Annotated in this window: 9 protein-coding genes and 1 tRNA gene; 9 read left to right on the top strand and 1 reads right to left on the bottom strand. The window is 64.1% G+C overall.

The window, feature by feature from the left end; genetic code table 11:
* Window positions 1–203 precede the first annotated feature (203 nt).
* The 9 genes from LZ519_RS02690 to LZ519_RS02650 all read left to right on the top strand — a co-directional run bounded on the left by LZ519_RS02690 (window position 204) and on the right by LZ519_RS02650 (window position 11,865).
* Window positions 204–293 (top strand) — tRNA-Ser (locus tag LZ519_RS02690).
* Window positions 294–390: 97 nt separating this feature from the next.
* Window positions 391–780 (top strand): BlaI/MecI/CopY family transcriptional regulator, encoded by a 390-nt coding sequence (locus tag LZ519_RS02685; RefSeq protein ID WP_249867191.1) that lies wholly within the window; start codon window positions 391–393, stop codon window positions 778–780.
* Window positions 780–2,630, top strand: coding sequence for a M56 family metallopeptidase (locus tag LZ519_RS02680; protein ID WP_249867190.1), 1,851 nt, complete (start codon window positions 780–782; stop codon window positions 2,628–2,630). The genes LZ519_RS02685 and LZ519_RS02680 overlap by 1 nt, the downstream gene beginning before the upstream one ends.
* Before the next feature lie 114 nt (window positions 2,631–2,744).
* Window positions 2,745–3,620, top strand: a complete 876-nt coding sequence (locus LZ519_RS02675; protein WP_249867189.1) for a hypothetical protein — start codon at window positions 2,745–2,747, stop codon at window positions 3,618–3,620.
* Window positions 3,621–3,674: 54 nt separating this feature from the next.
* Window positions 3,675–5,777 carry a TonB-dependent receptor plug domain-containing protein gene (locus tag LZ519_RS02670; protein WP_249867188.1) on the top strand — a complete coding sequence of 701 codons (2,103 nt, stop codon included), beginning with the start codon at window positions 3,675–3,677 and terminating at the stop codon, window positions 5,775–5,777.
* A 272-nt stretch (window positions 5,778–6,049) separates the two neighbouring features.
* Entirely contained in the window at window positions 6,050–8,083 is a 2,034-nt protein-coding gene (locus LZ519_RS02665) for an outer membrane beta-barrel protein (protein WP_249867187.1), read from the top strand.
* 66 nt (window positions 8,084–8,149) lie between these two features.
* The gene (locus tag LZ519_RS02660) at window positions 8,150–9,340 is read left to right on the top strand and encodes an acyl-CoA dehydrogenase (RefSeq protein WP_249867186.1); all 1,191 of its coding nucleotides are present in this window, start codon (window positions 8,150–8,152) and stop codon (window positions 9,338–9,340) included.
* 51 nt (window positions 9,341–9,391) lie between these two features.
* Window positions 9,392–9,964: a LemA family protein gene (locus LZ519_RS02655; RefSeq protein WP_249867185.1), complete on the top strand. Its 573-nt coding sequence runs from the start codon at window positions 9,392–9,394 to the stop codon at window positions 9,962–9,964.
* Between the two features lie 2 nt (window positions 9,965–9,966).
* Window positions 9,967–11,865, top strand: a complete 1,899-nt coding sequence (locus tag LZ519_RS02650) for a DUF2207 domain-containing protein (RefSeq protein ID WP_249867184.1) — start codon at window positions 9,967–9,969, stop codon at window positions 11,863–11,865.
* 1 nt (window position 11,866) lies between these two features.
* On the opposite strand, the gene LZ519_RS02645 is transcribed toward LZ519_RS02650, so the two are convergent.
* Entirely contained in the window at window positions 11,867–12,397 is a 531-nt protein-coding gene (locus LZ519_RS02645) for a GNAT family N-acetyltransferase (protein WP_249867183.1), read from the bottom strand.
* Window positions 12,398–12,435 lie beyond the last annotated feature (38 nt).

The raw sequence follows: 12,435 nt of genomic DNA, 5'->3' as shown, positions 1-12,435 counted from the left end.
CAACTCTCCAGGCCCCGGTCATACCAACAGCCTAGGGGCCGCCGCCGTTCCCGGCCACAATCATTGGTCGCACAGCTTGCACGGCCCGGCTCGACCGGCGATATCACCGCGCGCCCTTGGCCGAGTGGTTTGAGCGGGTGGTGACTGTCTTGCCAGGGACAAGACATCAAGCCACACGGTCTTGAAAACCGGCGAAGCCGATTGGAGAGGTGGCCGAGTGGTTTAAGGCACTGGTCTTGAAAACCAGCGACGGGGCAACCCGTCCGTGGGTTCGAATCCCACCCTCTCCGCCAGCCATTCGTCGAAAAAATTCGCGCCCTCCCAAAAATTCATCTTGCGTTCACGCTACAAATGTAGCACTCGCTACAAATGTAGCGCGAAATAGGAACAATGATTCTCATGCTCAGCAAGCTTCCGCCCCGTGAACGCCAGATCGTCGATATCCTGTTCGAATCGGGACCGTTGACCGCCGGCGAAGTGTGCGACCACCTTCCCGACCCGCTCAGCGGCTCGGCGGTCCGGGCCATGCTCAAGCGGCTCGAGGACAAGGGCTTCGTCCAGCGCGCCGATTCCGAACGCGGCTTTCTTTACAGCCCGGCGGTGTCCGAAGTCGCGGCGCGCAAGTCCGCGCTCAGCGAGATCGTCCGAGTCTTCTTCAACGGATCCGCAGCGGGCGCTGCTTCGGCGCTGCTCGGAATGTCCGACAAGCTCAGCACCGACGAGCTTTCCGATCTGGAAGCCATGATCGCCAAGGCGCGTAAAGCGAAGGGAGCGAACTGATGGACTGGCTAATTCCTCTCGCCGCGAAGTCCTTCGCAATCGCCGCCGGAGCCCTGCTCCTCCTCAAGCTGATGAAGAATCGCTCTCCCGCGGATCGGAGCTGGATCGCGCATCTTGCGCTCGCCGGCCTCCTGTTGCTGCCGGTCGCCACCGTCGCGCTTCCAACGCTCGACGTCGCCGGCCCGGCATTCCTGGTTGGCACGGCCGAAGTCGAATCCCCTTCTTCGGCCGTGCTTCCGACAACCGTTCCTGCAGTGGTGCAGGCGCCTCAATCGGCGCACACGGCGCAACCAGGACAGGCGCTTGAGCAGCCGATCGCAGGGAGCACACCCGTCAACTGGCCCTTTTGGGGCTATGCCCTACCTGCGGCTCTGCTCATCCTGCTTACCCTGATCGCGCTTATCCGGCTGTTCGTCCTCAAGGCGCGGGCGACCGTGATGGTCGACGCTCCATGGCTGACGGCGCTTGCCCGCGCGCAGAGCCGCATGGGCTTCAAGCACGGCACCGCCCTGCTCACCAGCAAGGACCTGCCCTCCCCCATCAGCTGGGGCGTGGTCAGGCCGGTGATCCTGCTCAATGCCGAGGCCGCCGATTCGCACGAGGAAGCCGAAGCCATCATCACGCACGAGCTGGCGCACGTTGCCCGGCTCGACTGGGCCAAGCTCCTGCTTGCCCGCGTCGCGGTCGCTTTGTTCTGGTTCAACCCGTTCGTCTGGCTGCTTGCCCGCGAAGCTCACCAGCTGCGCGAAGAGGCTGCGGACGACGCGGTGCTCGCGACCGACATCGACGAAACCGAATATGCCCGGCTTCTGGTCGGCGTCGCCCGCCACGAATGCCGCGGGCTTCTGATCGGCGCGCACGGTGTGGCTCCGGCGAAGAACTCGCTGTCCAGGCGGGTGAAGCGGGTGCTCGACCGCGCCGTCCAGCGCGCTCCGGGCGGATGGCGCTGGGGCTCGGCCGCGGCCTTCTTCGCCGCTGGCATGGCCGTTCCGGTTGCCGCCCTGAACCTGGTTCCGGCGGTCGCTCCCGCACCAGTGGCCAACCCGTCGAGCGCTTCCGGCAAGACCCCTTATTATGGGACGGTTCCGGCCCCGGTCGCGGCGGCGACCGCTGCCGCCGCTGCCACGGCTGCTGAAGTTGCCGCACAGGCGGAGTCACCGGCGGAGATCGCCGTGATCGACGGAGTGGCAACACTTCGTTCGGGCAAGACGACGATTTCCACGAAGAACGGCAAGACGGTCCTGCGATCGTCGGACGGCGGCACCATCACCGTCCTTCCGCCCGACGCAAGCGGCCACAGGCGCACCATCCTGACTGGCCCCGACGGCAAGAAGCTGGTCGTTGCCGATGCCCGCGCCATTCCCGGTCTCGCGGTGGCAATCTCGAGCCATCCCCGCTCGGGCGATGATCGCGAGACCGCAATCGACCGCGCGATTGAGCTCAAGGCGGTCGGCGTGACCCCGGAATATGTCGCCGCCATGCGCTCGGTGGCTCCGCAGCTCCGCCTCAACCATGACGACATCGTGTCGCTCAAGGCCGTCGGAGTGACCCCGGCCTTCGTCCAGGAGCTGGCGCGGCTCGGCTACCGCGCCGTCGACGCCGACGACATCACGGGCGCCTATGCCGTGGGCGTGCGCGAGGATTATGTCCGATCCATGGCTTCCGTCGGGTACGGCCGTCTGTCGCTCGAGCAACTGACCGAGCTTCGCGCCGTGGGCGTCACGGCCGGAGACGTTCAACGTTACCGCCGGGCCGGCTTCACCCAGATCGACGTCGACAAGCTCGTCCAGCTCAAGACCCTCGGGATCACTCCCGAAGAGCTGCGGGCGAGCGAACGATACGGACCGTGATCGCTCCGCCGGCCTGACCGACTGAGCTGAACTTCAAGACAAGCGAATTTTCACCGCCTGGAAGAGGCGGGCGGGCGAACTTTGCCCGAAGCATTGAGGAAAAGGAGACGTGACATGACGAGGATGTTGGCTTTCATCGCCGCTCTGTTGCTGACCGCAATCACGGTGTCCTCCGCTTGCGTGGCGGGTACCTCGTTGCCGCTCCAGTTCACCATCGTCCCACGAAGCGGCGACCAGGTGCACGTCAAGTTCACCCGCGAGCGCAACGGCCACTCGGAGAACAACTGGGAAACGTCGTTCCATCCGGACGAACTCAGCGGCCTCGATACCGCCGCTCTCAACAGTCCAGGCACCCGCCAGCTCCGCTTCGCGATCGCTCGCGACGCCGGCCGAGTCGACTGCGCCGGCAGCGGCGGGAACCAGATGGCCCGCGGCAATTGCTCGATGACCTCGAGCCCCGATTTCGACCGCTTCCTTAGCGATCACGGTATCGCCCGGCCCACGGAAGAGCAGAGCTTCGGCCTGATCGCTCTCAACGTTCGCCGCGATCTCGTCGATGCCTTGGCGAGAGCACGCTATCCGACGCCTTCGATCGAAAAGCTGATCGAGCTGACCGCTGTGGAGGTTACTCCGGCTTACATCGACGAGCTTTCCCGTCAGGGTTATCGGCCGCAGGCGTTGCAGGGCCTGGTCGAATTCGGGGCCTTGAAGATCACTCCCGAATATATCGGCAGCTTCGCCCGCGCCGGTTATGCGAACCTGCCGCCGGACGAGCTGGTGCAGCTCAAGGCGATGAACATCACGCCTGATTTCATCGCGGGATTCGAACGCATCGGATACCGCCACCTGCCGGTCGACAAGCTAGTCGAGCTCAAGGCGATGAACGTCACTCCTGAGTTCGTCCGGGCGGTTCAGCAGGGCGACACGCTGCCCTCGCCGGACCATCTCATTCAGATCCGCGCCGTCAGCGAGGACATGCGCAAGCACTAGTTTGCCTCACTGTATTATATCACTAATACTCTAACGATCGATTTGGGGGTAGTCATGACGAAGGCCAGCCACAGTTTGAAAGTTGCGTTGATGGCTTCGGCGGCCAGCTTCCTGCTGGCCTCGGCAGCGGCTGCACAGACGACTGACCCCGCGGCAGTGCCGCCGCCAGTCGCCAAGTCGGCGGGGCAAAAGCGGGTTTATGCTCCCGCCGATTTTGCCCGGTTTGCTCCCAAGACCGCCTACGACATGCTGGTCCAGGTTCCCGGATTCTCCATCCGGGGCGCCGACCAGGAGCGAGGCCTCGGCCAGGCATCCGAGAATGTCCTGATCAACGGCCAGCGCATCGCCAACAAGTCCGGCGGTGCGATCGACCAGCTTCAGCGCATTTCCGCCTCCAGCGTCGAGAGGATCGAGATCGTCGATGCGGCGAGCCTCGGAATCGCGGGGCTTTCGGGCCAAGTGGCGAACGTCATCGTCAAGCAGAACCAGAAGTCCGCCGGTCAGTTCGAATATCGGCCGCACTTCCGGGCCCACTTCGCAAAGCCGGAATTCCTCGCCGGATCGGTCAGCTACAACGGCAAGACGGGTCCTCTGGATTATACTCTTTCGATCAAGAACAGCCCGGGCCGGGGCGCATTCGGAGGCCCCGTCTACATCCGCAACGGCGATGGCGTCCTCACCGAGAGGCGCCGCGAGGTCTATCACTCCGAATATGACCAGGCGAACATGCAGGCGAAGTTCGGGCTGGACGGGCCCGGGTCGTCGGTCGGCAACCTGACGCTTGGCTACACGCCTTATTGGAACCCGGCTTTCCAGCAGGATCACCGGACCATCCTCGCCACCGACGAGCACCGAACCCGGACGATCACCACCAAGCTCGACGGCTATTATGCCGACATCAACGGCGACTATGAGTTCGCGCTCGGGCCCGGACGTCTGAAGCTGATCGGAGTCCGCCACTGGGAGCATGAGCCCCTGCTCCAGGACCTCATCCTCCGCTTCGACACGACCGGAGCGCCGGACACGGGGAGCCGGTTCAGCCGCGACACGCATATCGGGGAAACCATCTTTCGCGGCGAATATGGCTGGAAGACGGGAAAGAACGACTTCCAGGTCTCGCTCGAACGCGCGTTCAATTCGCTCGACCAGAAAGGCGCCCTCTTCACCCTCGATCCAGAAGGCGAGTTCGTCCCCTTTCCCTTCCCCAACGGGACGGGCAAGGTCACGGAGGTCCGATACGAGGGGATCGGGACCTGGAGCCGGCCGCTCGCATCCAACCTCAACCTGCAGGTCGCGGCCGGAGCGGAAATCTCGGAGCTGGACCGGGTCGATGACGATCAGGCGCCGCGCAAATTTTTCCGCCCGAAGGGAAGCGTCACTCTGGGATGGCAACCGAAGCCGTCCTGGGACCTTAGCCTGAAGCTTCGCCGCCGAGTCGGCCAGATCAGCTTCTACGACTTCCTCGCGCAGCCCAAGCTCGCGGACGACCGGGAGAATGCGGGCAATCCCGAGCTCGTGCCGCCGCAGAGCTGGGAGGCGGAGACCGAGTTCGCGCACGATCTCGGCAAATGGGGGAAGACCCGGCTCAACCTCCATTATTACCGCGTGGAAGACATCATCGACGTCATTCCTATCGGAGACGATGAAGAAGGGATCGGAAACCTGCCGCGCGCGGACCGCTACGGGTTCGAAAGCGTGAGCACGATCCAGCTCGATCCGACCGGCTTCAAGGGCGCGAAGGTCGACCTCACCTTCGGCGTTGAATGGACGAAGGTGAAGGATCCGCTCACCCACGAAACGCGCGCAATTTCAGGCATTCGCGACAAGTGGTGGAGCGTCCAGCTGCGTCACGATGTCCCCGGAACGTCCTGGGCCTGGAGCGCCTACGCCGAACGCAACCACTACACGAAGTATTTCTTCCTGACCGAGATCAATCAGAATCTCGACCTGCCCTACTTCGCGGGCGTCTACGTCGAGAATAAGAACGTGCTGGGAACGACGGTCCGGTTTTCGGTCGATAACATCATCGAGAGCCGGCATCGGGTGTGGCGCACCGTCTTCGACGGCTTCCGCGACCGGTCGCCGCTGCTTTTCTTCCAAAAGCAGAACCAGTTGGTCGGCCCGATCTTCACATTGTCGATCAAGGGCAATTTCTAGCGAATGAGTTTCAACCGGCCACGCAACCGGCAGAACGTCGAAACTGGCCGGCCGCTGGCGAAACCGTCTGTCGGTTGGTCGAACGCCGCTGGCGGAACGGCCATTTCGGTTGGAGCTGTGTTACCACATTAAAACAGGGAATATGAATGCGTAACTCGGTTCTGCTCACTTCAGCGGCGGTCGCGGTCCTTGTCCTGCCGGGCGCGGCCTTTGCACAGGCAACGCCTGCGGAACAGCCGCCGCCCACGCAGGCCCCCCCGGGCTCAGCGAATGTGAACTCTGCGCCGAAGAGCAGTCGCACGCTCCAGTACGAAGCGTCCTTCTTCACGCCTTTCGCTCCACGCACGGCGCTCGACATCGCGCGCCAGGTTCCGGGGTTCAGCCTCGACCTCGGCAACACCGACGTACGCGGCTTTGCCGGTGCCGTCGGCAACGTCGTCATCAACGGCGCGAGGCCGAGCGCCAAGTCGGAATCGCTGGAAACCCTGCTATCGAGAATTCCCGCCAGCCGCGTGACGCGGGTCGAGGTCGGTCCGGGCGACCTCTACGGCGCGGACTATGCCGGCAAGGGGCAGGTGCTCAACATCGTAATGTCGGCAGTCGCCGGCTTCGATGGAGAGGTCAGCGCTTCAGCGAACCGACACTTCAGGGGCAACATCGTCCCCAATGCCGACATCACGGCGCTGATCAAGCGGGGGGATTCCAGCTTCAACCTTTCCGCTGGAACGGGACGCAACGACTATAGCGAGGAGGGCAGCGACGACCTGTTCGCCTTCGCAACCGGCGACCTGCTCGAGCACCGGCGCAAGATCAACGATATCCGCCAGCACGATCCCTTCCTGTCGGGCAGCTGGGCGTTGGAGCATGGGGACAACAACGCGATCCACGTCAACGCGCGTTGGTCGCCGAGCACCTTCTTCCTTCGCCAGTCCAACCACGTCACCCCGACAGTCGGCGCCGAGCGCGACGACCAGCTCATCCAGGACTACAAGAACCCGGTGATCGAGTTGGGCGGCGATATCTCGCGGCCGCTCGGAAGTGGCGCAATCAAGTTCGTCGGCCTCGCAACCCGCCGCAAGCGCGACAATTTCGACGCCAGCTACAACCGCGGTGTCGGCGGAAGCCCGCTCCTGGGCGGATTCGAGCAGATCCAGGAAGCCAAGCTCCAGGAAACGATCGGACGGTTGAGCTATTCCAAGCCCAAGCTGTTGGGCTTCAGCTTCGAAACAGGCCTCGAAGTCGCCTACAACAAGCTCGATTCCCAGCTCGACCTGTTCTTGCTCGACGACGAAGGTGGAAGGACTCACTTCGATCTGCCGATCGAGAGCGCAACGGTGTCCGAGCTGCGCGGCGAAGGCTACGTGAACGCGGGCCGGTCCTTATCGAAAACGGTCCGCATCGATCTCGGGCTGCGTTACGAGGCGTCGAAGCTCAAGGTCCGCGGCGATGCGCTTGCAGACCGCACCCTCAAGTTCCTCAAGCCCAGTGTCACTCTCGACTGGCGACCGGGCGGCGGCTGGCACACCCAGGCCAGCCTCCGGCGGACAGTCGCGCAGCTGAACTTCTACGACTTCATCAGCTCGGCGGAGCTTTCCAGCGACCGGATCAACGGCGGCAATGCCGACCTTCAGCCGCAGCGGACCTGGGAAGCGCGACTTCTCGCCGAAAAGCCGATCCTCGGCGATGGCCTGGTGAAGCTTGAGCTTGGCTACGACCTCGTCTCGATGCTCCAAGACCGTATCCTGGTGTCGACTCCGGAAGGGGATTTCGACGCGCCGGGCAACCTCGGCACGGGCAAGCGCATGTTCGCGGATTTCAACCTCGACGCGCCGCTCGGCAAGTTCGGCCTTTCCGGCGTCCGCTGGAAGGCACAGCTGACGCTCCAGCGCACCCGCGTCGAAGACCCGATCTCCCACGAGCAGCGCCGCTGGACCGACTTCTGGCCTGCCTGGCAGTGGTACACGGAACTTCGCCGCGACCACGGCGCCTTTTCTTACGGCTTCGCAGTGTCGGACCGCGACAAATTCTACCTGTTCCGGACGGACGAGATTTACAGCAATTGGAACGGCGGTCCCTACGCGACCGCCTTCGCTGAATATCGACCCGACAAGCGGACGACGATCCGGCTGGATCTCGACAACATCCTCGACACGAACGCGACTGCGAACAGGCTCCTGTTTCGCCCCAACCGGACGAACCCGGACCCGCGGTTCCAGGAAATCCGCGAGCGCAACATCCACACCAGCGTCGGGCTGACGATCAAGCGCAGCTTCGGCGGCGGAGGGGCCGGCAAGCCCAAGGGTTGAGCGGGGGTGGCGAAGACCCGGCGCGCCCGCTAGAGGAGCGGCGTTTCCGCAAGCGGGGGTTTCTTCGTGGCCGAACCAGCCATTTTGCCGTTCGACTGGGCCGATCCCTTCGGCCTCGACAGCCAGCTTACCGACGAGGAGCGGCTCGTCCGCGACACGGCCGAAGGCTATGCGCAGGAGAAGCTGCAACCGCGGGTGACCAAGGCCTATCTCGACGAGGACTTCGACCGCTCGATCCTCACCGAGATGGGTGAACTTGGCCTGCTTGGAGCCACCATCCCGCACGAATATGGCGGCGCCGGCCTCGGCTACGTCAGCTATGGCCTGATCGCCCGCGCGGTCGAGCGAGTCGACAGCGGCTACCGCTCCGCGATGTCGGTTCAATCCAGCCTCGTGATGCACCCGATCCACGCCTACGGGTCGGAGGAGCAGCGCAAGAAATACCTTCCGGGCCTGGCGACAGGCCAGTTGGTGGGCTGCTTTGGCCTCACCGAACCCGATTCAGGCTCCGATCCGGGCAGCATGCGCACTCGCGCGGCTAAGGTTCAGGGCGGCTACGTCCTCACCGGCAACAAGATGTGGATCACCAATTCCCCGATCGCCGACGTCTTCGTCGTCTGGGCGAAGTCGGAGGCGCACGACGGCAAAATTCGCGGCTTCGTCCTTGAAAAGGGCGCGAAGGGCCTGTCCGCACCGAAGATCAAGGAGAAGCTCTCGCTCCGCGCCTCGATCACCGGCGAGATCGTCATCGACAATGTCGAGGTTGGAGAGGACGCCCTCCTCCCGAATGTCGAGGGCCTCAAAGGTCCGTTCGGCTGCCTCAACCGCGCCCGCTACGGAATCGGCTGGGGAGCGATGGGCGCGGCCGAATTCTGTTACAACGCTGCGCGCCAGTACACGCTGGACCGCAAGCAGTTCGGAAAACCGCTCGCGGCCAACCAGCTGGTCCAGCTCAAGCTTGCCAACATGATTACCGAGATCACGCTCGGCCTCCAGGCGGCGCTTCGGGTCGGCCGGCGGATGGATTCAGGCGAGCTTGTCCCGGAGACGATCAGCCTCATCAAGCGCAACAATTGCGGCAAGGCGCTGGATATCGCCCGGATGGCGCGCGACATGCACGGCGGCAACGGAATCTCCGCCGAATTCCACGTGATGCGCCACTCCTCCAACCTCGAAACGGTGAACACCTATGAGGGCACGCACGACGTGCACGCGCTGATCATGGGCCGCGCAATTACCGGAATCGCCGCCTTCTAGCGGAGGACCTCGAATCGCCTTAAGCTCGCCTCACTTAAGGGGGGCCTTCACATGAGTCTTATCGGCTGGATCGTCGTTGGCGTCATCGTCCTGCTGCTTCTCTACGCGGTGGGCGTTTACAATCGGCTCGTGCGCCTTCGCGCCCTGGTGAAGGAAGGCTTCAGCGGGATCACCGTCCAGCTCCGCCGCCGCGCCGACCTCATCCCCAACCTCGTCGAGACAGTGCAGGGCTATGCCACGCACGAGCGCGAGGTCTTCGAGGAGGTCACTCGAGCCCGCGCCGCCACGGTCAACGCCGGCAGCGTCGAGGCGACCGCACAGGCTGATGCGACGATGACGGGCCTGCTGGGGCGCTTGTTCGCCGTTGCGGAAGCCTATCCCGAGCTGAAGGCGAACCAGAACTTCCTGCAGCTTCAGGACCAGCTTGCCAATATCGAGACGGAGCTTCAGAGCTCGCGGCGCTATTACAACGCGACGGTTCGCGACCTCAATTCGACGATCCAGAGCTTCCCGCCCGTTCTCATCGCCCGGCCCGCCGGCTTCGCCGAAGAGCCGTTCTACGAGGATGAGGACAAGAGCATACAGACGGCGCCAAAGATCGATTTCGCTCGCCCGGCGGCCTGACCGTGCGAACTCTGCTGGCGGCAATCGCCGCATTACTCTTTGCCGCGGCACCAGCTGCGGCCGAAGAGAGGATCACCAGCTTCGTTAGCGACGTGTCGATCCAGAAGGATTCGGCGCTCAAGGTCACCGAAACGATCGACGTCCATTCCGAGGGCGACCGGATCCGCCACGGAATCTATCGCGACTTTCCGACCCTCTACACTGGACGCGACGGAAGGCGGGTGCGGGTCGGCTTCACCTTTGAAAGCGCGGAGCGCGACGGGCATCCGGAGCCGGCGAGCGTCGAGCCCCTGTCGAACGGAGTGAGGATCAAGGTCGGAAGCGCGGACACCGAGATTGAGCCGGGCGAGCACCGCTACGTGATCCACTATCGGACGACCCGCCAGGTTGGCCGCTTTCGCGGCTACGACGAGCTCTACTGGAACGCGACCGGCAACGGCTGGATCTTCCCGATCGACGTTGCCGAAGCGCGGATCCGCCTGCCCTCCCCGGCCAGCTTCGGCCAGCGCGCCTCCTACACGGGACCGCAGGGGTCGAAAGACAGCAATGCTCAGGTGGTCAGCGAGAGGCCGGGCGAGATAGTCTTCCGGACCACCTGGCCGCTCGGACCCTATGAAGGACTGACCGTCGCGCCGGCCTTCCCCAAGGGCGTGGTGGGGGAACCGGGCCAGAACACGAAGCTCGGGTGGTGGCTTGCGGACAACGGCCCGCCGATCATCGGCGTCTTCGGGCTGCTCGCGGTGCTCACCTTCTATTATCTGGCCTGGCACAGGGTCGGCCGCGATCCGCGCGCCGGGACGATCGTGCCTCTGTTCAGTCCCAGCGACGACCTCAGCCCCGCGGGCATGCGCTATGTCGTCAAGGAAGGCGCCGACAACCGGGCTTTTGCCGCCGCCCTGGTCGACATGGGGGTTCGCGGCCACATCCGGATTTCGGAGCGCGACGGCGGGCTGCTGTCCTCGGACGTCCGAACCATCGAGCGCCTGTCCAGCACCAACCCTCTCCCGCCGGAGGAGCAGGCTGCGCTCAACCAGCTTCTCTCCTCGCCCGGCGAAACGAGGGAGATGAAGCAGGACCAACACACGTACTTTTCCGCCGCAAAGAAAGAGTTGGAATCTATTCTTAAGGAAAAATACGAAGGCAACCTGTTCAAGCGAAACCTCGGCTGGGCCGCTGCCGGTTTCGGTGTTTTCGTCGCGGCGATGTGGCTCGCTGCTGCATCCGTCGCCTTCGCCAGCGGATTCGCTTCCGGCATCCAGATCGCGATAGCTCTGGGCGCCGGAGTTGCCGCGGCGTTGCTCCTTATCCTCCAGAAACAGGTGACGACCGCCGGCAAGTGCCTTTTTACGGGCCTTGGCGTGCTGCTGGCATTCGGAGCGGTCGCAATCGGCGCGCCCCGGTTCATCCAGGCGCTCGACAGCGGTTGGTGGTTCCCGCTCCTCCTGCCGGCGTTGTCGTTGCCCATCGTCATATCGGGTTTCTGGTGGATGTCCGCGCCGACGACCGAAGGCCGCCGCGTTCTCGACCATGTCGCCGGTTTCAAGCAGTATCTGTCGATCACCGAGCGCGAGCGGCTGGACCGCATGACCTCGCCCGCCGACACGCCGGAGATCTTCGAGAAATATCTTCCCTACGCCATCGCTCTCGGCGTCGAAAACCGCTGGGCGGACCGGTTCGCGCCGGTCCTCGCTGCCGCCGCTGCGCAGGGCCAACAGGGCTTCGCCTGGTATTCGGGCTCCACCAGCCCGTGGAGCGACCCAGACGGCTTCACCCGGAGCGTCGGCTCGTCTCTCGCAAGCAGCGTCAGCTCGGCATCGACTGCGCCCGGATCGAGCAGCGGCTCGGGCGGCGGCGGTTTTTCGGGTGGCGGTGGTGGCGGCGGTGGCGGCGGAGGCTGGTAGCCTACCCCCACGCCGGGCGTTTGAGGATTACAGTCGGGTCGTCGTGGTAGAGCGTTTCGCCGATCCGCTCAAAGCCGAGTTTCTGGGCGAGCTTTAGCGACGGCTCGTTTTCCGGCGCGATGATGGCCCACAGCGGCTTCGGCTCGAGATTGCCTTCCGTCCAGTCGATTACGGCGTTGCAGGCTTCGCGAGCGAAGCCCTGTCCGTGGGTCTCTGCTGCGAAGATCCAGCCCATCTCGGGCTCATCGCCGAACTCGGGGTCAAGGCCGCGCCAGGCGGTAAAGATTCCAACGTTGCCGACCAGCTTGCCGTCGCTCTTGCGATCGACTGCCCAGGTCCCGAAGCCATTGAACTGCCAGCCTCCAACGGCCGCGGTCAGCCGGCGCCACGCTTCTTCGGTACCCATGGGCTGCGGGCCGAAGTGCCGATGCACGTCGGGATGCTGCATGATCGCATGCCAAGGACGGAAATCGTCCTTGCGCCACGGGCGAAGGACGAGACGTTCGGTTTCTATCCGTGGAGCTTCGCGCACCAGGCGTGCCGTGCTCGCTTGTCCCCCCGACAAGCTGC

Origin of the sequence: Sphingomonas anseongensis (assembly GCF_023516495.1) — a bacterium.
Taxonomy (GTDB): Bacteria; Pseudomonadota; Alphaproteobacteria; order Sphingomonadales; family Sphingomonadaceae; genus Sphingomicrobium; species Sphingomicrobium anseongensis.
Note: the sequence above shows the minus strand (reverse complement) of the source record. Positions and strands in the feature narration are given on the sequence as shown.